At 45.0% G+C, this 24721-nt stretch carries 24 protein-coding genes; 11 read left to right on the forward strand and 13 right to left on the reverse strand.

Going from position 1 to position 24721, the window contains the following annotated elements:
• Positions 1-21: 21 nt before the first annotated feature.
• From AB4Z17_RS07445 to AB4Z17_RS07500, 12 genes are all read right to left on the reverse strand, one after another.
• Positions 22-1479 carry a YycH family regulatory protein gene (locus AB4Z17_RS07445; protein WP_441959028.1) on the reverse strand — a complete coding sequence of 486 codons (1458 nt, stop codon included), beginning with the start codon at positions 1477-1479 and terminating at the stop codon, positions 22-24.
• Positions 1476-3326 (reverse strand): cell wall metabolism sensor histidine kinase WalK, encoded by a 1851-nt coding sequence (walK, locus tag AB4Z17_RS07450; RefSeq protein ID WP_076266553.1) that lies wholly within the window; start codon positions 3324-3326, stop codon positions 1476-1478. The genes AB4Z17_RS07445 and walK overlap by 4 nt, the downstream gene beginning before the upstream one ends.
• Entirely contained in the window at positions 3323-4078 is a 756-nt protein-coding gene (gene yycF / locus AB4Z17_RS07455) for a response regulator YycF (protein WP_076266554.1), read from the reverse strand. The genes walK and yycF overlap by 4 nt, the downstream gene beginning before the upstream one ends.
• Before the next feature lie 228 nt (positions 4079-4306).
• The gene (locus tag AB4Z17_RS07460) at positions 4307-5881 is read right to left on the reverse strand and encodes a peptidoglycan DD-metalloendopeptidase family protein (RefSeq protein WP_441959030.1); all 1575 of its coding nucleotides are present in this window, start codon (positions 5879-5881) and stop codon (positions 4307-4309) included.
• 140 nt (positions 5882-6021) lie between these two features.
• Positions 6022-6696 (reverse strand): hypothetical protein, encoded by a 675-nt coding sequence (locus AB4Z17_RS07465; protein WP_441959032.1) that lies wholly within the window; start codon positions 6694-6696, stop codon positions 6022-6024.
• A gap of 214 nt (positions 6697-6910) precedes the next feature.
• The gene (locus AB4Z17_RS07470; RefSeq protein WP_076266557.1) at positions 6911-8197 is read right to left on the reverse strand and encodes an adenylosuccinate synthase; all 1287 of its coding nucleotides are present in this window, start codon (positions 8195-8197) and stop codon (positions 6911-6913) included.
• Positions 8198-8387: 190 nt separating this feature from the next.
• Positions 8388-9749: a replicative DNA helicase gene (gene dnaB / locus AB4Z17_RS07475; RefSeq protein WP_076266558.1), complete on the reverse strand. Its 1362-nt coding sequence runs from the start codon at positions 9747-9749 to the stop codon at positions 8388-8390.
• Between the two features lie 167 nt (positions 9750-9916).
• A complete protein-coding gene (rplI, locus tag AB4Z17_RS07480) occupies positions 9917-10360 on the reverse strand; it encodes a 50S ribosomal protein L9 (RefSeq protein WP_076266559.1) in 444 nt (147 codons plus the stop codon).
• On the reverse strand, positions 10357-12318 hold the full coding sequence (locus AB4Z17_RS07485) for a DHH family phosphoesterase (protein ID WP_441959034.1): 1962 nt from the start codon (positions 12316-12318) through the stop codon (positions 10357-10359). The genes rplI and AB4Z17_RS07485 overlap by 4 nt, the downstream gene beginning before the upstream one ends.
• Positions 12319-12336: 18 nt before the next feature.
• Entirely contained in the window at positions 12337-13242 is a 906-nt protein-coding gene (locus tag AB4Z17_RS07490; RefSeq protein ID WP_441959036.1) for a DUF2232 domain-containing protein, read from the reverse strand.
• A gap of 242 nt (positions 13243-13484) precedes the next feature.
• Positions 13485-13913, reverse strand: coding sequence for a CBS domain-containing protein (locus tag AB4Z17_RS07495; protein ID WP_076266562.1), 429 nt, complete (start codon positions 13911-13913; stop codon positions 13485-13487).
• Positions 13914-13993: 80 nt separating this feature from the next.
• Positions 13994-15055 carry an LCP family protein gene (locus tag AB4Z17_RS07500; protein WP_441959037.1) on the reverse strand — a complete coding sequence of 354 codons (1062 nt, stop codon included), beginning with the start codon at positions 15053-15055 and terminating at the stop codon, positions 13994-13996.
• A 155-nt stretch (positions 15056-15210) separates the two neighbouring features.
• On the opposite strand from AB4Z17_RS07500, the gene AB4Z17_RS07505 reads away from it, so the two are divergent.
• The 3 genes from AB4Z17_RS07505 (at position 15211) to AB4Z17_RS07515 (ending at position 17810) form a co-directional block, all read left to right on the forward strand.
• The gene (locus AB4Z17_RS07505) at positions 15211-15618 is read left to right on the forward strand and encodes a DUF4870 domain-containing protein (RefSeq protein WP_441878104.1); all 408 of its coding nucleotides are present in this window, start codon (positions 15211-15213) and stop codon (positions 15616-15618) included.
• Positions 15619-15932: 314 nt separating this feature from the next.
• Positions 15933-17252: a hemolysin family protein gene (locus tag AB4Z17_RS07510; RefSeq protein ID WP_441910957.1), complete on the forward strand. Its 1320-nt coding sequence runs from the start codon at positions 15933-15935 to the stop codon at positions 17250-17252.
• A 105-nt stretch (positions 17253-17357) separates the two neighbouring features.
• Positions 17358-17810 carry a CBO0543 family protein gene (locus tag AB4Z17_RS07515; RefSeq protein ID WP_441959039.1) on the forward strand — a complete coding sequence of 151 codons (453 nt, stop codon included), beginning with the start codon at positions 17358-17360 and terminating at the stop codon, positions 17808-17810.
• Here AB4Z17_RS07515 and AB4Z17_RS07520 read toward each other — a convergent pair.
• Positions 17805-18962, reverse strand: a complete 1158-nt coding sequence (locus AB4Z17_RS07520) for an AI-2E family transporter (protein WP_441910960.1) — start codon at positions 18960-18962, stop codon at positions 17805-17807. The two genes, AB4Z17_RS07515 and AB4Z17_RS07520, sit on opposite strands and share 6 nt — an antisense overlap.
• A gap of 165 nt (positions 18963-19127) precedes the next feature.
• Between AB4Z17_RS07520 and AB4Z17_RS07525 the strand changes: the two genes are divergently transcribed.
• From AB4Z17_RS07525 to AB4Z17_RS07560, 8 genes are all read left to right on the forward strand, one after another.
• A complete protein-coding gene (locus tag AB4Z17_RS07525) occupies positions 19128-19796 on the forward strand; it encodes a PspA/IM30 family protein (protein WP_076266566.1) in 669 nt (222 codons plus the stop codon).
• 114 nt (positions 19797-19910) lie between these two features.
• Positions 19911-20312, forward strand: coding sequence for a DUF350 domain-containing protein (locus AB4Z17_RS07530; RefSeq protein WP_441910963.1), 402 nt, complete (start codon positions 19911-19913; stop codon positions 20310-20312).
• A gap of 22 nt (positions 20313-20334) precedes the next feature.
• Positions 20335-20841 carry a DUF4178 domain-containing protein gene (locus tag AB4Z17_RS07535; RefSeq protein WP_441959041.1) on the forward strand — a complete coding sequence of 169 codons (507 nt, stop codon included), beginning with the start codon at positions 20335-20337 and terminating at the stop codon, positions 20839-20841.
• A 10-nt stretch (positions 20842-20851) separates the two neighbouring features.
• Positions 20852-21595, forward strand: coding sequence for a DUF4247 domain-containing protein (locus AB4Z17_RS07540; protein WP_441959043.1), 744 nt, complete (start codon positions 20852-20854; stop codon positions 21593-21595).
• Positions 21596-21793: 198 nt separating this feature from the next.
• A complete protein-coding gene (locus tag AB4Z17_RS07545) occupies positions 21794-22423 on the forward strand; it encodes a TetR/AcrR family transcriptional regulator (RefSeq protein ID WP_441910968.1) in 630 nt (209 codons plus the stop codon).
• Positions 22420-23274: an ABC transporter ATP-binding protein gene (locus AB4Z17_RS07550; RefSeq protein WP_441959045.1), complete on the forward strand. Its 855-nt coding sequence runs from the start codon at positions 22420-22422 to the stop codon at positions 23272-23274. The genes AB4Z17_RS07545 and AB4Z17_RS07550 overlap by 4 nt, the downstream gene beginning before the upstream one ends.
• Positions 23271-23978: a fluoroquinolone export ABC transporter permease subunit gene (locus tag AB4Z17_RS07555; RefSeq protein WP_441959047.1), complete on the forward strand. Its 708-nt coding sequence runs from the start codon at positions 23271-23273 to the stop codon at positions 23976-23978. Before AB4Z17_RS07550 ends, AB4Z17_RS07555 begins: the two co-directional genes overlap by 4 nt.
• Entirely contained in the window at positions 23975-24706 is a 732-nt protein-coding gene (locus AB4Z17_RS07560; protein WP_441959049.1) for a hypothetical protein, read from the forward strand. The genes AB4Z17_RS07555 and AB4Z17_RS07560 overlap by 4 nt, the downstream gene beginning before the upstream one ends.
• The last annotated feature ends 15 nt before the right edge of the window (positions 24707-24721 follow it).

Below are 24721 nucleotides of genomic sequence, written 5' to 3' on the forward strand. Positions count from 1 at the left end.
TCCTGCTTTCGTATCCTATTTCTATGGTCCATTAAGCGAACGAATCTGGCTCGCACCCACTGATAAGCTTACCGCTCCTGCAGCATTAGCTGCTGTTGCTGTCGTATCATTTGGCTTATCTGAATTGTCATCAGCCTCACCTTGCACAGCGTCCTCATCCTTCTGCTCAGGCGGTGTAAATCCGCTTCGATAAGCCTCTACCAATATTTCTTCCGTACCGTCTTTCAAGCGAACAGCCCATACCGGTATGAACCGAAGTCTGTTCTCATCGATCGGAGCTGCTTGCAGCGCTGGGAACAATGCTGTCACTTCGCTGCGTCTATCGTAATTACTGAGCGTTTTCTCCAGCTCTTCCCCGCCTGGCAACCAGCGAACATTCCTCGATTCCGACTGCGCTCCAAGCGTAATAAGTGTTCTCGAATATTCGGTTACGACACCTTGCTGAAGCCTTAATCTCATGTACCCATAGCGGAACGGCTTCGTGTCCATAACAGGATACTGCTCGACATATTGCTTAAATCTAATATCCTTGCCTTCGCTGCCTGGCATAGCATTCACAAAACGATGTGTGCCGTCCCATCCGCCATGCTGATTGACAAAATCTACTGAGGCATACACATTGTCGCTAAGCAAGTTTTCCGTAATTTGCGGAGCGCTCGGATCTGTATAGCTGATCCACTTGCCGTTCTGTTCTACCTGCAATCCGCGCTTGCCGTCTGTATAAATTTGCGAACCGCCTCGGTCTTCAATTGCTCTTGTCGTGCTTTGATCGAAGAATAAGCTTCGTTTCATCAAATCTGGCGAATACGTCTCGTAAGGAAATACGATTTCCGTTGACTGAATCGGCGCAACCGGAATATAAAGGCCGTCTGCTGTCATGGTGTACTTAGGCTGGAACTGCCCAAACCCCACATAGTCCTGCACATCGCGTACCGTCAGATCCGCACGAACGGACTCATAAACCATCTCGCCATCAGCGCTAAAAAAGAACGTTCGAATTTCCTCAGTGCCCGATGTCTTGAAGATCCAGATGCGGTCAATCGTTTCGTTCAAGAACAGCAAATCGCCTTCCAGCTTAAGCAGCTTCTGCAGCAGCTCTACTGGAATGCCGTTATCAAAGCGAAGCTCGATACCGATATCGTTTTTGCGAATTTCTTCCCAGTTGAGCACATCCGAAGGGCTTCGCTGGAACCCTTTAAATTCTCTACCCTGAATGCGCTGGTTAAGAATCATCTCGTAGAACTGTGTCCCCGGATAGATGATGGTATGTTTATTGCCGCCCAAGTGGATAACTAACGCTTCTGGAAAAATAACACTCTCTACGCTTGTCACTTTTCCTATTGGCTCTGCGTTAACATAATCCTGATCGCTTCTTACCGTAGCGCCAAGACCAGGCATGCTGTATGCAAGCAAATAGCTTTGAAGGAGACTAAGCACGACCAGCAGGATAAGCGTTGTTGTCTTTATTTTTTCTTTCATGCCAGCTCGCCCCCTTCCTGTAGAAGTGGAAGAGTAAATGTAACCGTAGTTCCTTCATTTAGCTCGGAATCAAGTGAAATCGTACCGCTATGTGCCTTCACAATTTCCCGGGCAATCGAAAGTCCAAGGCCTGTTCCGCCCATGTTGCGTGAGCGTGCTTTATCTACACGATAGAAGCGGTCAAAAATACGATTCAAATCCTTTTTCGGAATTCCAATGCCAGTATCCTTCACACTAATTGAAAGTGATGCCGAATCGGCCGGCTTCTTCGCCGTTAATTCAATCGTTCCACCGTCCAGCGTATATTTGATTGCATTGGAGAATAAATTATCAAGCACCTGATCGATCTGATCGCGATCCAGCCAAGCGGACTCCAGCCCTTGATCCACGCTCACTGCGGCTTTAATCGACTTCTGCCTAAGCTGAAATGAGAAACGATCAGCCACTTCATCAAGCATGTCATGAACATTTGTCTGTCTGCGGCGCAGCGGCGCTTGGTTTGAATCGAGCCGCGACAAATGCAGCAGATCCGTGACGAGCCGAATCATCCGCTCGGTTTCATTGCGAATAACGCCAACAAACCGCTCGGATAACTCCCGTTCATCCAGCGCACCGTCATTGAGTGCTTCTGCATAACTCTTAATTGTAGTAAGCGGTGTACGCAGCTCATGCGATACATTCGCGACGAACTGACGCCGCGATTGCTCAAGCTTCTCTTGCTCTGTCACATCCTGCAAGACAGCTATCGTTCCGGTAATGCCCTTATCCCGACGATGAATAGGCGTAAATGTTACTTTAAGCAGCCCCTCATCATTATCGTTCATCTCCTGCCCATCCTCATCACGTTCAATAAGCAGTGTCTGACCGCGTCCTTGCTGCAGCTCTTCAAGCCGTTCCTCGGATAGATCAAACAGCTCGGACAACTCAAGTCCTTCACAGGAGCGTACGTCGAGCAATTCTAGTGCTCTCCTATTCCATACGATGACCTTGCCATTCTCATCCGCTGCAACAACGCCATCGCTCATGTTGGAGAGAACGGAATTCAGCTTTTCATTTTCCTCTTCATTAACCGATAGAGCTTCTTTCAGCCGAATCGTCATATCGTTGAAGGCAACGCTCAAGCTGCCAATTTCATCATCGCCAAGCACGGGCACCTGAAGATCAAATTTCCCTTGTGAAATCGCCTCTGCTTGCCTCGTCAGACCTTGAATCGGGCTCGTAATGGTGTGAGCAAGCAATATGCCAAGCACACCCGTGAGACCAAGCGCAATAAGTGTCCCTGAGAAAAAGATCTGATTGACCCTGTTGACGGTCTCATACAGCTCGTTCATCGACGCAACAACGTATACAACCCCAACCACCTTGTTGTCATTAATCGTCACTGGCTGGGCAATCATCTTTTTGCGTGTATTATCATCATCTATAATTTCTTGCTCATTGTCTGTAATGTTCTGAAGTGCCCGGCTTACAGCAAGCGATTTGTTCTTCTGGCCAATATAGGTCTCGTTGCTTTGAACGGACGTCGCTACCATCTTTCCGTTCGAATCAAGCACCTGCACCTCGGCGCCGCTAATGCTGAACAGATTGCGAACGACCAAACTAAGATCCTCTGTCGTGCTTTCCGCAGAATCACCCTCAGTATCTGGTTTAGCCGCTAAGCTCGGAGCTGCAAACTTAGATAAAATATCCGCTTGCTCCTTCAAATTTTTCGTGAAGCTGTCAATTAAGGAGTTTTTGACCGTACTTATAAAATAAACACCGATCAACTGCATAGCCACCAATATAAGCAGCAAATAGATGATGACCAGCTTTACTTGGATTGTGCGAAAAAAACTTTTGCCCTTCATCCTGGGCCGAAGCCTCCGGACTTGGAGTTGCGCATCATATAGCCGAGACCGCGCCGTGTCATAATGTACTCAGGGCGACTTGGATCATCCTCAATCTTCTCGCGCAATCTTCTAATCGTAACATCAACCGTTCGCACGTCTCCGAAATATTCAAATCCCCATACGGCTTGAAGCAAATGCTCCCGCGTCATCACCTTGCCGCTGTTGCGGGCCATATAATAAACGAGCTCATACTCACGATGTGTCAGATCAAGCGGTACGCCGTCCTTATAAACGACATACATATCTGTATCCACAAATAGGTTGAACAGCTTAAAGCCCTGCTGCTCCTGCTCGGCGGAATGATCGGCAGTGCCAGAATGATCACCGCTTGCAGCTTCTTCTGTCTTTTGCTGCCTGCGCAGATGCGCCTTCACTCGCGCGAGCAATTCCCTTGTGCTAAATGGTTTTGTCACATAATCATCAGCGCCCAGCTCTAGCCCAAGCACCTTATCAATTTCCGTATCCTTAGCCGTCAGCATAATGATTGGCATTTGCAGCTTGGCGCGAACCTCGCGGCATACATCCATACCGTCCTTTACAGGCAGCATCAGGTCCAGCAAAATAAGATCAGGAAGCTCCTCGAATGCAAGCCGAACCGCCTCGCCGCCATCGAAAGCGCAAATAACCTGATGCCCTTCCTTCTCCAAATTAAACTTTATAATATCTGCAATCGGCTGTTCGTCATCGACCACTAATATTTTTCCGTGCATCGCTACACCCGCCCGTCGCTTGTCCTTTTTATTACCTTCTATTTTAACACTGTTATCCCTTGCTTCACAATGAAACTTCCCTCATGTTGAAAGGTTTTTCCTCAGTCCGCCATCACTGCATGAATAAGTTAAATACGCCATGTCCATACACAACATTTATATACGCAAAAAAAAGAAACACTTCGCTTATAGCAAAAGTGTTTCTCTCTAGTAAATTATGGGTATATGTTATAAGTACTTTAATGGATTTTGCAAAACGCCGTCCTTGTGTACTTCAAAATGCAAATGAACGCCAGTAGAGTTTCCTGTACTGCCCATGATAGCAATCTTTTCACCCTTCTCAACAATATCCCCTACTTTGGTATTGTAAGAGCTAAGGTGACCGTATACGGTTTTGTAGCCGTTCTTATGATTGATAATAACCGTTTTGCCTAGACCTGGCTTCGTACCAACAAACTCAACTTTTCCTGTATCGGATGCAAGAATGTTCTTGTTGCCAGTAAGGTCAATACCGTTATGCATGCGTCCCCAGCGTTTCCCGAACTTACTAGTCATTCTAGATCCGGAGACAGGCATTGCAAAACGTCCTGATCCTTCTCCCAAAACAACCTTCGTACCTCGTTCAACAATTTTTGGAGTCGCTTCTTTAATTACTTCTTTCGTGAGAAGCTCTTCGGATACGACGTAACCGTTTTGCTTCACGATACGATAAGTCATTCGTTTAGAGCCAGCCGTACCATTTGCTATTGTCTTCGACTCGCCTACACGCATGCTCGCATTTTTCTTAATTTCAACGGGTGGTTCAATCGTTTCAACTTCAACTAAATTCTCTGTTGTCTTTACTGTGAGCTCCGGTTGTAGCACCGTTAGATCAAGAACATCGCCAATCGTTATCTTATCATCTTTAATCCATGCGTTATTCTTATAAATAACCTCTGGGGAAATATCAAATTTCTGTGCGATACAGCCTACGCAATCGCCTGCTTGTACCGTATATTTAGTTGGTTGAATACTGCCTTGAACGAGCATCTTATAAATGGCTTCTGCTTCCATGATCTGTTCTGGATCGGTATCGATTGATTCCATCATTACCGCTTCAATGAATTCAACTTCTGTCACTTCACGCCCAGGCTGCTTAGAGGCTGCCTTTGAATCAAGCGCTGGCGGCTTTGCATCTTTTGCATTGAACGAAAGCGACTTCACTTCCTTTGCTTCCTTCTTCACTGCGGCAAGCTTTGGTGCAAACTTGCTTTGCACACGCAATAAAACTTCATCTGCTGTCTGTTGGTCTTTCACTATGCCGATGACTTTTCCATCAACCTTCACTTCGACACCAACCGCATGAGAGGTAAACAACCCTTCAAGCTTGTCCAGCGTATCAGCAGTTTCTGGAGTTCCTTTGAATGCATGATCAGGCTCATAGGTAATTGTTCCTGTATCAAGCACCATGTTAATGCCCGGGTTAGCTTGCTGAACCTCTTCGGTTTCCAGCAAAACTAGCTGCTCTACTTCTTGTGGATCACTTACGGTTCCAACGGCTGTTCCATTCATATATACGTTATAAAATTCGACTGTGTTTGCTTGAACATATTGGATTCCGCTAAATCCGGCTACTGTGAGGAGTACGAGCGCCCCGCCCGCTAACTGAACCGGCTTTTTTCGCCAAAACGGCTTGTTTGCCTGATCACTTGCGGATTGTTGCTGTGTCTTGCCATCCAGTTGTTGCGATCGGTCATGCCGAAAGTACTGAATCGCTTGATTCCATACTTTCTGAATCCGACCCTTGTCCCTGAAAACGGTCATGATTGTCTCCTTTTCGCGCTAATGCAACTTTTTTTCCGAATTCCGACATAAAAAAAGACGAATTATCCTGTCGGATCGTTCGCCTAATACTGTAACATATGCCCAACAATTGGAGCAACCTTTACACCCTATTCACAATATTAATATTTTTTCAGAATCTCCATCATTTGCCCATATTCGGTCTTGTCGAGGTGCTGTGCCATTATTTGTTGAATCTCTGTCAACTCTTGTTCTGTCAGCCCGTTTTCGATATATTGAGAGATCGTTTGCCACGATTCTTGCGGTAATTTTGTCATAAGCAGACTGAATAATTTTTCCTTATCCTCATCGCTCATTTGATCCTTTACCTCAGTCAAATCATCCGTTGTCATCGCTGTCTCGGTATCATCAACACCAGCTGTTCCCTCTTCAACACTGCCATCTTCGGGTTTTGCGCCACTTCCTGCTTCAGTGCCCCCGCCAATGCCCATATCGGTAAGCGGAGCATCCGTTGCTTGGCCAAAGGCGTCGATGGCTGCCGGTGGATCAGCCTGCTCATTTCCACCTGCATCTGTTGCTGGAGTATCCTCACCATCATCTATAGTCTTTTTCTCTTCTTTATCTGCAATATCCGTCGTTACTAGCGGATCTGCTCCCCATAGCTTGCCCCATACGCCTGACATTGCCATCGGCGGCACTTCAAGCGGTAAATTGAATTGTTTTAATATCGTTTCCACATAGCTGGTTACAATATATCCCGTCGTCCAAATGGATAAGAAGCTTACGATTAATCCTGCTGCTACAATTTTCGCCAGCCATTCTACTTTTTTCAACATTGCCGCACCAATCCCTTCGTCCAGCAGCTGACAAATTGTTATTTAGCAGCTGCAATTGCCATAATCTGTTATATATCATTATGGTCAACATTAGGGGCAACCATTCTTCTACACTCTATTAATTTCCTATAAATGAGTGTTTTAAAGCGAGTTTTCAACATTTTTATATACAAAAAAAAGGATGGCCCGCAGGCCATCCTTTGTAAAAAACATTTTATTCGTAAATCGGACGAACCGGATTTGTTTGCTCGCGGTTACGGCCAACGGAGAAGATTGCAATTGGAATCCCTGTAAGCTCGGATACACGGTTCAAGTAATTGCGTGTATTCACTGGAAGATCCTCAAGTGTTTTCGCGCCAGAGATATCCTCTGACCAACCTGGGTGCTCCTCGTAAATCGCTTCGCACTCTGATACCATTTTGAGGCTTGCTGGGTAAGTATCAATCACTTCGCCGCGCAATTTGTAGCCTGTGCAAATTTTAACTGTTTCAAGGCCTGTAAGAACGTCTAGCGAGTTCAGAGAAAGACCTGTAATACCGCTAACGCGGCGTGCATGGCGAACAACTACCGTATCGAACCAGCCAACGCGGCGTGGACGACCTGTTACTGTACCGTATTCATGGCCTTTGTCACGAATCATTTGACCGATTTCGTTGTCTTGCTCTGTTGGGAAAGGACCATCGCCTACACGAGTTGTGTATGCTTTAGCAACACCAATAACTTGCTGGATTTTTGACGGGCCAACGCCAGAACCGATACAAACTCCGCCAGCTGACGGGTTGGATGATGTTACGTACGGATAAGTTCCTTGGTCAATATCAAGCATAACGCCCTGAGCGCCTTCGAACAAAACCTTCTGACCTGCATCGATCGCATCGTTTAGAATAACAGAAGTATCTGTTACATATTTGCGAAGCACCTCTGCATAACCAAGATAGTCCGCAACGATGGAATCCGCATTAAGATGCGCTCCGCCATATACTTGCTCAATCAATTGGTTTTTCTCGATGATGATGCTGCGAACTCTGGATTCAAATTCCTCAGCATCCATCAAATCAGCAATACGAATGCCGTTGCGTGCCGCTTTATCCATGTAGCAAGGGCCGATCCCTTTGCGAGTTGTGCCGATTTTATTATCGCCTTTACGATCCTCTTCAAGACCGTCAAGCACAAGGTGATAAGGCATAATGACATGAGCGCGATCGCTAATTTTCAAATTATCAGTAGAGAAGCCATTTTCGTGAATATAGTTAATTTCGTCAATCAGAGCTTCCGGATTAATAACCATTCCGTTACCGATGACGCAAGTTTTATCATGATTGAAAATACCCGATGGAATCATCGTCAATTTATATTTTTTGTTATCAATAAGGATGGTGTGTCCGGCATTGTTTCCTCCTTGGTAACGAGCGACGACGTCGGCTCCCTCTGCCAAGTAATCAGTGATTTTGCCTTTACCTTCGTCTCCCCACTGTGTACCAACTACAACAACCGTAGACATAATTATACCCCCGTCCGGTGTTTATAAGCACCGAAAATTACCGTCCCAATGCTTTATACACCAGCAAACCTTTAATAAAAGGGCCCGTGTCACAAGTCAAAAGACAGCATTAATAGTGTAGCAGTCCAACATCGAGAAGTCAAACGAAAAACGAACAATTGCATAACTACACATGCAATTGTTCGGATATTCACGACGCTTGCATCGGATCTTGATGCGCGCGGTCGATACTTACGAATTTATTGTACTTTTTGAGAAACACGAGCTCAACCGTGCCTACCGGTCCATTCCGCTGCTTAGCGATAATGATCTCGATAATATCTTTTTTCTCAGACTCTTTGTCGTAATAATCATCCCGGTAAAGGAACGATACGATATCAGCATCTTGCTCGATAGATCCCGATTCCCGAAGGTCGGACATCATCGGACGTTTGTCTTGCCGCTGCTCAACGCCCCGGCTTAGCTGAGAAAGTGCAATAACGGGAACTTCAAGCTCACGCGCAATTTGCTTCAGTGTTCGTGAAATTTCGGATACCTCTTGCTGCCTATTCTCACCCGCTTTGCCGCGGCCGGAGATGAGCTGCAAATAGTCTATCATGATCATGCCTAGCCCTTTTTCCTTCTTCAAGCGACGGCATTTGGCGCGAATTTCTGCGACCGTAATGCCCGGTGTATCATCAATAAAGATTTGTGCCTCCGAAAGCGACCCTATCGCCATCGTCAGCTTTTCCCAGTCATCGCCTTCAAGGTGCCCTGTCCGCATCCGCTGGGCGTCTACATTTGCTTCTGCGCAAATCATACGCTGTACAAGCTGTGCCGCTGACATCTCCAGACTAAAGATCGCGACGGTCTCGCGTGCGCGAACGCCGACATTTTGTGCAACGTTAAGCGCGAATGCCGTTTTACCTACAGAAGGACGGGCAGCAACGATGATCAAGTCGCTTCGCTGGAAGCCGGCCGTCATCCGATCCAGATCGGTAAATCCGGATGGAATGCCTGTTGTGCCGCCTTTATCCTGGTACAGCTGCTCTACCTTCTCGAATACCTCCATTAATACGTCTCTAATGGAGATGAACCCGCTGCCGGAGCGGCGATTCGATATTTCGAGAATTTGTTTCTCTGCATCTCCGAGAAGTACACCTACATCCTCCGAATTCGCATAACCATCGGATACGATGTTTGTTGCTGTGCGAATAAGGCGCCTCAGCATCGACTTCTCTTCTACAATTTGTGCATAGTAGTCAACGTTTGCTGCGGTTGGCACCGAGTTGGCAAGCTTCGCCAAATAGCTGACTCCGCCAATTTCCTCAAGCAAATGCTGATCCTGCAAATGCGCAGTCAAGGTCACGAGATCAACCGGCTGGTTGTTCTCCGCGATTTCAACCATCGCCTCATATATTTGTCTGTGAGGACCGCTGTAGAAGTCTTCACTGCGCACGCGCTCCATCGCTGTAATCAAGGCTTCTGATTGCAGCAATATCGCTCCGATAACAGCTTGTTCCGCTTCTAAGTTTTGCGGTGGAACACGATCAAACATCAATTCAGTGCTCATGGGCCCCTCCTAAAAGGTTTGCGTAGCAAACCTACTTCGTAAGCATACACTTAGGTTTTCGAAGAAAACCTACATCGTAAGCATATAGCTAAGTTTTTCAAAAAAACCTACTTCGTAAGCATAAGCCAAGGTTCTGTAACAAACCTTGGCTTATGCTTTAGACTTCTCTATTCTTCAGACGCCTGCACGTTCAGCTTTGCTTTCACTTCAGGGTGAAGCTTCACAACGACTTGTGTAACACCCAGCGTACGGATTGGATCATCAAGCTCGATTTTGCGTTTATCTACTTTAATGCCTTTCGCCGCTAATGCTTCGCCAATTTGTTTGCTCGTAATGGCACCAAATAGTCTGCCGCCCTCGCCTGCTTTTGTCTTAATTACGATGGTCATCTCTTCAAGCTTCTTGCCTAGCTCTTGCGCGTCCTGCTTTTCTTTATCCTTGCGCTTCTGCTCAGAAGCATGCTGTACTTCAAGCGTCTTCAGGTTGCCGTCGGATGCCAGCTTCGCAAGCCCTTGCGGCAATAGAAAATTACGTACATACCCTTCGGACAGATCCTTTACTTGCCCTTTTTTCCCTTGTCCTTTAACATCCTGCAAAAAGATTACTTTCATTCAAATAACCCCTCTTCCTTTTCAATTTCTTCTAACACTTGTTTCAAACGCTCCGCTACTTCCACCACAGAGCCTTCCAGCTGAGCGGCAGCATTCGTCAAATGTCCGCCTCCGCCCATTCTCTCCATGACGACCTGTACATTCATATGGCCTAGTGAACGCGCACTAATGCCAATAAGTCCATCTTGGCGCTCTCCGATAACGAAGGAAGCGAGTATATCCGTCATATTCAGCAGCGTATCCGCTGATTGTGCGATGAGCAGCTGCGAATATTTACGACCGCTTTCGGTTACTGCAATGGCGACATGCTCATAAAGCACCTCAGCATGCTTAATAATCTCGGCTTTGCGCACGTATTCCTCAAGATCCTCTTTCAGCATCCGCTGAATCATCATCGAATCTGCCCCATTACGGCGCAGGAATGATGCCGCTTCAAACGTTCTCGCACCCGTGCGAAGCGAGAAGCTCTTTGTATCCACCGTAATACCGGCAAGCAAAGCTGTTGATTCCCGTACATCAAGTACAACTCGATCATGGATGTATTGCAGCAGCTCCGTTACGAGCTCACATGTTGATGAAGCGTAAGGCTCCATATAAATTAATATCGCATTCGCGATAAATTCCTCGCTGCGGCGGTGATGGTCGACGACAACAATACGGTCGGTCTGTGTAAGCAGCTTAGGCTCCTTCACCATCGATACCTTGTGCGTATCCACAACGACAGCGAGCGTCTGAGGTGTGATCAATGCCGAGGCCTGCTCTGGTGAGACAAAGCGTCTGGACAGCTTCTCGTCTTCGCGGATGAGCTCCATCATTTTCTGAATGGCTGGATTTACGCCTTCTAATACAATATAAGCTTCCTTGCCGAACAGCTGCGCCGCTTTCATAACACCGATAGCTGCTCCAATCGCATCCATATCGGGCATTTTGTGCCCCATAATGACTACGTTATGGCTCTCGCGTATCAGATCACGTAATGCATGTGCGACCACCCGTGCGCGCACGCGTGTCCGTTTCTCCACCGCATTCGACTTGCCGCCATAGAAGGATTGCCGACTGCCAACCTTCACCGCTGCTTGGTCGCCGCCTCGTCCGAGCGCGATATCAAGACTCATATGCGCCCATTGGCCGAGCTCGATTATATGCTCAGCCCCTGCCGCAAAACCGATGCTCAGCGTAACCGGAATTTTGTGATCGCCGGTAATATCTCTAACCTCGTCCAGCACGACAAAACGAGACTGTTCAAGCTGCTTTAACGTTTTTTGATCCGTTACGAGCAGAAAACGATCCGACGTGAGCCTCTTCAAATAAATATGATACTTTTGAGCCCACTCGGTAATTTCCGTCGTCACCTTCGAGAGCATAGAGCTGCGCTGGTGATCGTCGAGACCCTGCGTAACTTCTTCAAGATTATCGATCATTACAATGCCGATAACGAGCTTCTCATCATCGTATTTGCGGCCAAGCTGCCACAAATCCGTAATGTTCTTCACATAAAGAATGCGTTCCTTCTGCTTGAAGATCAGCTGGTAAACTTGCGAGCCTACTGTAGCTTCAATCGTTCCTTCGCGTTCCTTCACTTGCTGCAATGACGGGAAAAGCTCCGCAAGCGGAACGCCAATGACGGTTTCCCGCTCCACCATATTAGCAATATAAGGATTATGCCATTCCACCATACGATCTTCGTTATATAAAATAATTCCGAAAGGAAGCTCGCTGACGACATCGTTTCCTGCCTTTTTAACCCGGTAGGACAACGTGCCTAGATACGATTTCAAATCTTTGCGGAAAGCACGTTCTGCCATTATGGTATAAAACAATACCAAGGCCGTGAGCAGTAATCCGAGCAGCCCAAGCAGCCACTCGAACCATGCAAGTCCCACTGACATGAGCACCATCAATGCAAAGGCCCACATTTGATGCATTCCGTGCCATCGTGTAACCAAAAACTTCGGCATTTCCTATCCGCTCCTGTGCTATGGTTTCGTAAACGACTTGCGGATTGGAAAAGYAGTATCCAGCACGCCGATCAAGCTAAGCGGCGGGATCAATAGCACCGGAATCGCAATAAGAATCGGTACCGCTTTGTTCCATCCTCGCTGATGAGCAAGGAAAAAGAAAAATCCGACAGCCTGAAACGCAAAAACATAACTAAGCAGAGGTACCAAGTTCATCAAAGCCACTGCAAAAAAAGAATCGCTCGTCGTCGACGAGAACAGCTCGATTACATAAGTAATTAAATAAAGCACAACGAGTATACGAGGCAAACGCCAATCTTTGGCACGCGTAAACCTAGGCACTTCAGGGCCGCCACTCCACTTTACAGCTCTGCGAGCTACAAATTGCGTAATTGCAGTGACTGTGAAGGCGATAATGATGAACGTTACAGGAATAGAATTAACCATCGTACGAGCTACAACTTCCGTTAAATCCGAATTCCATCCTGCGGGAAGCAGCTGCTTCGTCATCAACTCATCCACGGTTGACCTTATGAACGTCCTAATCTCTTTGATGAGTGATATATTCAGGAATGCCTGGAATATAATCAGCTCCAGCATCAACTGCGCCAACACAACGACGCTGACCGTCCGAAGTACCTTAGAGGCAGGTGCTTGTTTCATAAACAAGTGACCCATCACAATAGACGGTATGAGGAAAAATAATCCGATAATAAGTGTAGCTGGCCCGCCGATAATAAATGCCAGCGCCCATACCGGAAGCAGATGCAGCACAAAAGATTTTGGCGACAGTATCGTATACAGCACGACATACGGCACCATAAGCAGCAGCATGGTAATTACGTTAAATAGCGGTACTAGAAGGGACAATAATAAAAGGAGTGCCGCAAAGCTCCACAGCACTGGTTTCAAGCCGGTTCTCAAACCGTTCACCTCTTGCTTATATAATCTGGTTTCTTACGAAACTTTTACAACTCATTATAGCATAAAAGCTAAACATATCACGCACATTCCAGCAGGCTCACTCTTTAGTCGAAACGTCCGCTTAGGCGCTTCCTATAAAAGAAAAAGACGGAACAGCAAGCTTATTCCGTCTTATTGCTTATTATATTGCCCTGCCTAGTTTGAAAATAGTACCTGAAGACAATCCCAATCGCTGCCGTTTCTTATTTATCCTGAAGCACATTATGCTGCTCCATAATAATTTTTTGGCAGTAATCAATGATTTCACTTCTGCGTACAATGCCAATAAAACGGTTCATATCATCGACAACCGGTACAAAGTTTTGCACCTTCGCCAGCGAGATCAAATCATCCATATTGGCATCAATTCGTACCGTCTTGTTGTTCATTCGAAGCGGCACATCGATTAGCTTCACCTTATTGGTTTGTTCCAGTGATAAGTCGGCATGATTTTTAAAATACCATAACAAATCGCCTTCCGTAACCGTACCTGCATAACCGCCATCATCATTAATGATAGGAACCGCCGTATAGCGATGATACTCCATACGCTCTAGCGTTTGTCTTAACGTTACATCCTGAGTAACACACACAACCTCTTGCTTCGGCAACAAAAAAAACGCGATATTCATTTTTCTTAAACCACTCCGTTCCGTTTGCTCTTCCATTCCCATTGGTCCTAAAGCAGCAAGACGGAGCGGAGCAAGCAGCATTAAGGCTGCTTAGTCGTCGTTTCGCTGCTTGATAATGCACCTACATCTTTGACCTTATCTTCATTGTACTTATCAGGCAATATTAAGCTGGAAGCAGGGGTATCTGCATCTAACCAGTTTTTGATCATGGTCTGCACCTTCGACAAATCTTCTTCATCGGCAAAATAATACCAAGCTCCGCCGCTCTTCAAGCGATGTCCGTCACCAAGCAGCGAATGGCTGTAGATTTTGCGATCCTTCGCCATGAGCATGATTTGACCTAAATCGACTAGCTGCTGCGGACGCATATCTGTACTGAAATTATCGCCCATAATATCCATAAGCTCAGGAATTTTGGACCATTGATTCATTTGTTTCGCTTTATCCATAAGAAGATTCAAGAAAATCTGATGACGCTCTGTACGATTGATATCGCCGCCAGCATCCTCACGATAACGAACATAGTTCAGTGTATCCTTACCGTTGTAAGTTTCCTGGCCAGCTTTAATGACAAATTTCTCATGATCAGCATCTTTGTTCACAATATCCTCTTCAATAGGAAGCGAAATTCCGCCAAGCGTGTCGATCACGTTGCGGAATCCTTCAAAGTTAATTGAAGCGTAATATTGAATAGGTGTGTCTAGAAACTTCTCAACCGTGTTCATTGCCATTCCCGCACCGCCAAAAGCGTATGCATGCGTAATCTTGTCCTCTTTATTTTTACCGACGATATCTACATACGTATCACGCGGTATGGAAACCATGAGCATCTCGCCGTCATTTGGACGAACGACCGTATAGATCATCGTATCCGACCGTCCAGTCTCCTTGCCGCGTTGGTCAATGCCGAGCAGCAGGATGGAGAATGGATCTTGTTTCTTATTAATTGTACTCACTGGAACGGGTTCCCGTCCATCGATAGGTTTATAAGATTGCTCGAGCTGCTTCTTGACCTGACCTTCCAGAAACCAATCAAACCCTAGCATAGCCAATGTTCCTCTGTTGAAAAAACCAACAACACCAAGAAGCACTACTGCAGCTGATGCAGCAATTAACCATCTACGTTTATTCATTTTATTCATAATATGATGACTTCTCCTATCTTATCAATTCTTTTATAAATACGCATTCTTTAGTTTAGACGATAATTTGTCGAAACAGGTTACAAACCTTTTACAAAGTTTTGATACCAATTTTGGATAATATTTTATAAAATAAAGAGGTCTACTGAAAATGTATGACGAATACAATCATTGCAAGTATAGGTAAAATAGAAAGGGTGAATCTCTTGAATCAACCTCCATCCTTACAGCCAGACAGCTCATCAACGGGACTTGATCCGAAAGTAGCAGGCTTGCTTTGCTACCTGGCAGGTTTTATAACCGGCATTATATTCCTTGTGCTAGAGAAGAAGAGCCGCTTCGTTAGATTGCATGCTGTACAGTCTATCGTCTTATCGGTCGCTTTCATCGCCGCTAATATTTTGTTAGGCTTTATCCCGATAATTGGTTGGCTGCTAGGGATATTGCTCGGTCTAGCCGCTTTCATTGCATGGATTGGCCTCATGCTGCTCACGCTGCAAGGGAAGCTGAATAAGCTGCCTGTCATCGGTGAGTGGTCAGAGCAGCAGGCAAATAAGTTTTAATATCGCCTAGACTACGAAATATAAGGTAAGTCGCTGCAAATCATATCCTTTCTTATATTTCAAAAACTGGACGGCCTGCTGCCGTTCTTTTTTTTATTCATTTCGAGTTCATAAGAACTATTCATTAAACCAGACAAATAATCTCGTAATCGCTAGGTATCGGCTAATATTGTTCTACTGGCTTCTCTAAATCGGTAAAATTGAGCTTTTGCAGCCGTATAACCCTTTTTCAGCGGTTTGATGAATTGGCAGAAAGTTCGTACTATTAAATAACATCAATTAAATACGAATAAGAAGGATTGTGAACATTTATTATGGGTATAGGACTTAATCTGCTATTAGTTGCTTTACTAATTGTGTTAACCGCTTTTTTCGTAGCTACTGAATTTGCAATCATTAAGCTTCGTTCCAGCCGTGTCGACCAGTTAGTCGTTGAAGGCAAGAAAAACGCAATTGCCGTTCAACGTGTTGTAAGCAATTTGGATGGTTACCTATCTGCCTGTCAGCTTGGCATTACAATTACAGCGCTCGGACTTGGTTGGTTAGGAGAACCTACCGTTGAAAAACTGCTTCTCCCTCTATTCGAGCAATGGAATCTAAACAGTAATTTGAGTCACATTTTGTCATTTCTAATCGCCTTTCTATTCATCACATTTATCCATGTGGTGGTTGGTGAGCTTGCTCCTAAGAGCATTGCCATCCAGAAGGCAGAGCTTGTCAGCTTCGCTGTTGTAAAACCGATTATTTTTTTCTACAAAGTCATGTACCCTTTTATCTGGGTCTTGAATGGATCTGCCAATGCGTTGGTTCGTTTATTTGGCTTAAAGCCGGCGAAGGAGCATGAGAATGCCCATTCCGAAGAAGAAATTCAAATTATTTTAACAGACAGCTTAGAGAGCGGTAAAATCAACAATACGGAATATGGCTACGTAAATCGGATCTTTGCTTTTGATGAAATTTTAGCTAAAGAAATTATGGTTCCGCGTACAGATATGATCGTCTTATATAAGAACAATTCGCTGCAAGAAAACATGGATATCATTCGCAAGGAACAGTATACCCGCTTCCCTGTTGCCGGCGACAGCAAAGACCATATCGTCGGGATGATCAACACGAAGCAATTGTTTCTTCAATATCAAGTAAACAAAGAAATTGATTTGCAAACACTTATACAGCCTGTCATGTCCGTATCCGAGGTGATGCCTGTCAAGACATTGCTAAAACGGATGCAGCAGGAGCGTGTGCACTTTGCGATCGTCGTAGATGAGTATGGCGGCACTTCCGGCCTTGTAACGATTGAGGATATTTTGGAGGAAATTGTCGGCGACATCAGAGATGAATTTGATGCCGATGAACGCAAAGATATTGAGATGCTGTCGGATACCTCTTATATGCTGGATGGCAAGGTATCGCTTACTGAGCTGGGCGACCTCATAGGAGCTGAGCTTGAGCATGAAGAGGTCGATACGGTCGGCGGCTGGCTGTACAGTGAAATGGAAGAAGCTAAGCCAGGTAAACAATTTGGCTTTCATAATTTGACCTTTACCGTTCGTGAAGTAAGCAAACATCGCATCAATAAAGTTGAGCTGACGATTGGTCCACCCATTCGACTGCTCAAACCAGAGGTAGGTTAAAACAAAGAGGAAGGCGCACTTGGCKCCTTCCTTTTTTCTTTTTTTACGCATGCTGAACTGGATTCAGGACATTCTAATAAAAAATGTTCAAGAAAGGAACTTATAATGCTTATCAACATTATATTTGGGTTCTTTGTTCCTTGGATTGCCGGTATATATTTGGGCATAAAAAGCCCCAAAACCTTGCTTCTTATTTTCCCTATCGGAGCGGTCTCCTCTTTAGTCATTAACTCAATTGGTTTTCAATTAAAGTTTTGGGATTTCACGCCTCTTATCCCCAATGACGAGTCCGTTTCCGCTTTGCCGCTTGATATCGGTCTTTACCCGCTGCTAGCATGCTTTATGATCTGGTTGATCAATTCACGCCCCGTATTAACCATGCTAATCTTGTTCTTGTTCGTACTGGGCACTACACTGCTTGAGTTTATGGCTCTAATCTTTGGCAAAGTAACCTACGGCAACGGCTGGAATATAGGGTATACCTTTTTATCCTACCTGCTGGCTTTCGGTATTGTATTTATATATTTCAAGCTGCTTAAGCGAAATCGGTTATTATAGCACGTTTTCGCCTTTCTTATCTTCTTCATAGAGAATGGAGCGGCTTCTAAACCATTCGAACAGATGAATTACAACGACCTTGATGACTGCATACCCCGGTACCGCAAGTACAATCCCTGCAAGGCCAAACAAGTTGCCTGCTGTCAAAATAACAAAAATAATGGTAATCGGATGAATATGCAGCGTTTTGCCCATGATTTGCGGCGAGATGAACTTGCCTTCGATTAATTGAACAATCGTCCATATAACCACCATCTTCAGGAGCATGACAGGCGAAGTCACCATAGCGACAATTAAAGCTGGTGTAATCGCAATGGCAGGTCCTAGATACGGAATAACGCTTGTGCACGCAGCTACCAGCGCAAGCACAAGTGAGTACTCAAGGCCAATAATTAAGTAACCGATATATAATAGCAGCCCAATACAGAAGCTCACTATAATTTGACCTCGAATATAGCTGCTGACTTGTCCGTTCATCTCTGCCATAATTCGTTTCGTGTGCGGCTGAAGCTTGTTAGGCAGGACACTAACGATCGTTTCCGGCAGCTTTTTCCCGTCTTTTAGCAAATAGAACAAAATAAATGGAAGCGTCAATATCGCAAGAATAACCTCTTTAAGTGCTCCCACAAAGGAACCCACGCTAGTTAACGTTCCATTCAAAATGGACGTGGCTTGCTCTGTAATATTGGACGTCAGCTTCTCCGGATTTAAATTAAACCACTCTTGTACTTGAATAAATCCAGCGCTATCCATAAACTGCTCAAATTTAACCCGCAATTGCTCGCCATATTTAGGGAAGCTGTTCACGAAGCTCACGGCTTGCCCATTTAATAATGGAATGACGATGACCAGCAAAATTGTAATCAGTCCTGCTCCAACCAGAAACAGCATAATAATAGAATATATCCGTTTGACTCCCTTTCGTTCTAAGAAGTCGACGACTGGATTAAGTAAGTAATAAGCTATTCCCGCCAATATGACCGGCAGCAGCAAGGTCTTGAGCAGCACAGTTAAAGGCGTGAAAATGTATGAAATTTTCGTCAGTACCATAATGTTCAGTCCCACAAGCAACAAAACAAGCAGAAATAATACGAATTTATTGTTCAAAATAAATCGCTTAAACCGCTCCGTTCCAGTTTTGCTATTTTCCATGGTTATGCTCCCTCTTTTCTTCTCATACAGGTGATCATTTTGGTTTATTGTAGCATTTCTTTAAATATAAACGCGAATGGCACCGATTCTGCATTTACTTGCAACGACTCGCTTGCTCTTCGCGTATTATGACTTATGCGTACTACGATTCTAGGAGGGATTTCATTGTCCATATTTAAACGACTGCGTGATCTAACTTTATCGAATGTATATGCTCTAATTGAGAAAGCGGAAGACCCTGTTAAGTTGACCGATCAATATATTCGCGACATGCAAGAGGATCTAGCCGATGCCGAGAAAGCAGTCGCAGCACAAATTGCCATTGAGAAAAAATTCAAGCAGCTTTATGAAGAGCAAGCACAGCTGGTAGAGAAGCGCAGTGAGCAAGCCCATCTGGCAGCACAAGCGCAAAACATTGAGCTCGCTCGTCGTGCCTTGGAAGAGAAGAAAACAGCCGAACAAAAATCAACGGAGTACAAAACGAGCTTCGATCAGAATAAATTGCTCGCAGACAATCTACGCGGCAAGTTGGATGAGATGCGCCAGCAGCTCACTGAGCTTAAAAACAAACGTGAGACACTCGTCGCTCGTTACAACGCAGCCAAGGCACAAACGGAAATCAATAAAGCAATGTCTGGCTTCGGAACCGATTCTGCTGCTTCAGGCATGAAGCGTATGGAAGAGAAGATGCTGCAAATGGAAGCGCAAGCTGAAGCCAGCAACGAATTGAGCGCCAAAGGAAAATCGCTTGATGCTGAGTTTGAGAAGCTCGGCAAGGATAAAGCGGTCGATGATGAGCTTGCCGCCTTGATGAAGCAATACGAGAAACAGTAATAGCTTAGTCACTTCATAAATATTATCTAGTGTGGCCGCTTATGTTACGAATCGGAGGACCGGTTTTAACGGAAGCGGTCTTTTTTATAAATTGGACCATTGGAGGAACTGACGATGTCTTGGATTGACCTTATTCGAATTCCAATTTGGACAGGTGCTGGAGCTATTTTGTTAATCATCATCATGTTTTTAGACTCGCGTTTTACGAAGTACAATGATTTGCAGGAAATTAAAAAAGGAAATACCGCGGTAACGACTCGCTTCGTACTCAAATTATTTGCTCAAGCGTACATATTGTCCCAATCCATCAGTAAATCAAGTGAAATGTGGGAAGCTCTACTCATCTCGCTCATCTCCTTCGTGTTGCTGCTCATACTAGAGTTGATCGTAGAGAAAATCGTCATCGCTATCAGCGGTATGAAGCTGGAGCAAGGTATTCATGAGGGTAAAGTCAATTACGCATTATTTGCAGGCTCTCTGCATGTTGCAGGTGCACTAATTATCGGGTCTATCTAATTATTCAGAAGGAGTATATACGATGAGCTTGTTCAAACGGATCAAAAACCTGATTGCTGCTTCTCCGCCGCCCATTGCTGAGAAGAGCATAATGACATTGTCACCTGGCGATGCTTGTGAGGTTTCCTTAATAACCTATAACGTCACAGGCAGAACTCATAATCGTGCACGCAACGCGATTGTCCTAACGCTTCAGGATGGCATAACCATTCGTTATTTAACGATAGAGGAACGAGAAAGAACCGTATTCGCGCTTTATGACTCTATAGACGGGCGCTTGGAATCGATTGACGAGGTGCCTACCATTTTGGAGCTGGATGAACGTACCTATCATATGGAGGAGCAATTCTCCGGTTTAATTACAGCGGCCGGCAAAACGCCATACATGCAGGGAGGCGAACAGTCTGTCTGGCAATATCAATCGGATGATATGAAGCTGCTTCGTATCGAATGGCAAAACGGGCGCTTCATGCTCTATGAAGGAGAAAGCGTGCTGCCTGCAGATGTTCGCGTGCTGCGCGGCGGCTAGGAGGATAACGATGAACAAATGGTGGCATCAATCTTTGAAATACCTGCTTCTGCTTAGCTTTATCATCCCGCTTCTCACAGCATGCACCATTTCAGATACGGTTAAGGAGCAGTACCCGTTAGAATCAGTCAACGGCTCTGGCAATCAAACCTCTTACGTCTATCGTGCCGCAAATCGTTCCGTTCCTGATGTCGCTTCAGACTTTAACGAGCAGCGTAAACCGAAGCAGCAGAGCGAGACAAGTACTGAGCGGATGTTTCTCGTCTATTCCGATGAAGTCATCGATTTGCAGCAGGCTCCTGATGCACCGGAAGATACACTAATCGAAATTAACTCAACGGAATATGTACGTCAGAATTATAGCTCAAGCTTTCTCCAAGCCTATTTAATCGCGAGTGTTCTTGATGATCTGTTTGATAAGGGCAAATACGGCAGCGGCAAATACCGAGGTTATTCGTCAAAGGATACATACAAGCCTAAGACAACGTACCGCATACCTACTGTTGATGATAAGAAGCTTGCACCGCCAGTTACCGTTAATCGTACCGGCTCGGTCATGAGACGCTCCAAAGAGGCGGGTGTTTCCTCCTCCTCCAAAGAAAGCACGAATAAAATTACGACAAAGCCAGCGACCAAAGACAAGATTGTGAAAGACAATAAGCAAAAGAATAGCACAAGCAAAGTATTCACCAAGCCGCGAACGTCTAAACCTTCCATTAAAGTTGGCAAAAGCAGAATTTCACGGCGACGCTGAAGCTGATACTAGCCGCTTTGGCAGAGAAATATAAGATAACAGCGGCAAATGATCTGCTTTCTAAGATTTCAAAATAAGGGCAGTATCCTCTACTTGGGTACTGCTCTTTTATTATGCTTGACTGAAATCTCCTTTATCGCTTATTGTGAATATAAAATAAAATTATTCATAAAATCATAAAAAGAAAAGAGAATCCATATGCCCAAAAAATTCAGTGAGCAAGAGAAACAATGGATTAGCAAAAAGCTGTTCGAAGAGGGCAAACGCTGCTTCGAAGCTGCTGGTCTTCGCAAAACAAGCATTGAAGATTTAACGAAAGCTTGCGGCATTGCACAAGGCTCCTTCTATATGTTCTTCAATTCGAAGGAGGAGCTCTTTTATCACATTCTGCTTGAAGAGGAGGCTTTAATTCGCAATCGTCTGCTTGCTTCGTTAAATCGGAGTGAACTCGTAACCAAAGAGAGTATTCATCAATTTCTTATTGAATCCTTCCGTCTATTAGGCGAAAGCCCTTTGGTTCGTCAAATGTATTTGGAAGGTGAATTTGCTCAGCTTGTACGCAAGCTGCCTCCAGAGCTCTTGGAACATAATTTCTCGGATGATGCAGATGCCTTAATGCCAATTATTCACCATTGGCAGGCAGCTGGCATTCTCGCTCATACAAAGCCTGAGCTTATCGTCAGTATGATTAGAGCGCTTGTCCTTCTTACCTTGCATAAGCAAGAAATCGGGCCAGGCATTTATTCCGATACCATTTCATTTATGCTTGATATTGTTGCGGAAGGTATGTATGCAAAGCGTGATTTAGGAGGCGAAATTATCAAATGATCGAAGTGAACCAGCTTGAGTACAGGTATCCCGGTACAACAAATACGATTCTGCACGGCCTTACCTTTTCAATCGCGCCGGGAGAAGTATTTGGTTTTCTCGGTCCATCAGGTGCTGGAAAGAGCACCACGCAAAAAATATTAATCGGTGCACTCAAAGGTTACGCAGGCAGTGTGCGCGTTTTGGATCATGAAATCAAGAGCACTGGTCCCGACTACTATGAACAAATCGGCGTTGCTTTTGAATTCCCCAACTTCTACAGCAAGTTTACAGTCCTTGAAAACTTAAAATTGTTTCGTTCTCTTTATGCAGGCGTTACCTTGGACCCTATGCAGCTCCTCTCCCAGGTCGGGCTGCAGGATGCAGCGAATATGAAGGTTTCGCAGCTATCCAAAGGCATGAAGATGAGGTTGAATTTTTGTCGTGCATTGCTGCATCAGCCAAATATTTTGTTTCTCGACGAACCGACCTCCGGCCTTGATCCCGTAAATGCAAAGCGGATGAAAGAGTTGATTTTGGAGAGGAAAGCTGCAGGCACTACCATTGTCATCACAACGCATAACATGCAAGCAGCCGAGGAGCTTTGCGACCGTGTTGCTTTTATTGTCGATGGTCAGATTAAGCTTATTGATTCTCCTAGAGAGCTAAGACTGCGACATGGCCAAAACAGTGTTCGAATTGAATATTTAAAGCAGCATGATCGGATAACCGAACATTTTTCTATGGATGGGCTTGCGGGGAATCAGCAATTTATGAACCTTATACGTGATGAAAAAATCGAAACGATTCATTCCTTAGAAGCAACTCTTGAACAAATATTTATTGATGTGACAGGCAGGGCTTTAGTATGAGAATGTGGATGACCGTATGTCATGATCTTCGATTCCAGTGGCGCCATAAATTTTACCTGATCTACATGCTCGTCTGCACAATATATCTCCTACTGCTCCACTCTATTCCCACAGACTACAAAGCAACCGTTGCTCTATTGCTTACCTTCTCTGATCCAAGTGCGTTAGGGTTAATTCTTGCCGGCGGCATTGTCTTGCTTGAGAAGGACCAAGGCATTCATGACAGTCTGTTCGTTACCCCGCTTCGTGTAACCGAATATTTGCTTGCCAAAGCTTGTTCTCTTGCCTTGCTCTCGATTTCATCTGCCTGGGCTATACATCTATTTTCCATTGGTGTACCCGCTTCACCCTTTCATTTCACGATTGGCATCCTGCTTACATCCAGCTTTTTCACCTTGTTATCCATTGGCGTAGTTGTACGCTCGCAATCGGTAAACGGTTTTATTCTACTCTCACAGCTCTATGCTCTGCCGTTTGCGCTTCCTCTACTCGGCTTCTTTCAGATTGGCAATCCATATTTATACATGATCATCCCTACGGAAGGGACCCTCTTGTTGTTAAAATCGATGATCAAACAGCCCACTGTCGCAGAAACGATGTATGCCATTTTCATTTTACTATTGGGCAACACACTCGTTTTCTTATGGGCTAAACGGTCATTTCAGCAGGTCATTCTTATGAAAATAGGAAAAGGGGATTCATGATGATACTGAAAATTAAAGCTTTTATGAAAAATGATGCGAGGCAAATTAGGATGGATCCTATGCTTATGGCCAGTTTATTTGGTCCCCTAGCCATTATCGTGGTTGCACGTTATGCCTTCCCTCCATTATCCGATTGGATACAGGAGCAGTACGACTTTTTATTGATGGATTATTCCAATTTCGCGGTAACGTTCCTTATGCTTGTCATACCGCTGCTTCCAGGGACAATGGCTGGGCTTCTAATGCTCGATGAACGGGATGAAAATATGATTGCTTATTATGCGATTACCCCTTTCACACGCAAAGGCTATTTTTTGTATCGATTACTGCTGCCATGCGCTCTTGCAATAAGCTTAGCCAGTTTATTTATCCTATTATCGGGCATGGCAAAGATTCAAATCGAAAGTTTGTATACCATCGTATTGCTAACCCTAGAGGCTCCATGTTTGGCTTTGTTTCTAGCGACTTTTGCATCAAATAAGGTCGAAGGCTTAGCCTTGTCCAAAATAAGCGGTTTACTTTTTGCAGGGCCTATTATTGCTGCCTTCACCCCCTTGCCGTGGCAATATTTAGGTGCATGGATTCCAAGCTACTGGCCTGCCAAAAGCTATTTATTAGGCATAGCAGGCGAGCCTTCAGCTGCTTTAGGGGTATTTGGCATCGGGCTCGCCTATCATCTTATTTTATTAAAAACCATGTTTCATTCCTTTTTGAAACGGATCGATTAGAAAGGTATGCTGGCC

Origin of the sequence: Paenibacillus sp. TAF43_2 (assembly GCF_052113545.1) — a bacterium.
In the GTDB taxonomy this organism is placed as follows: domain Bacteria; phylum Bacillota; class Bacilli; order Paenibacillales; family Paenibacillaceae; genus Pristimantibacillus.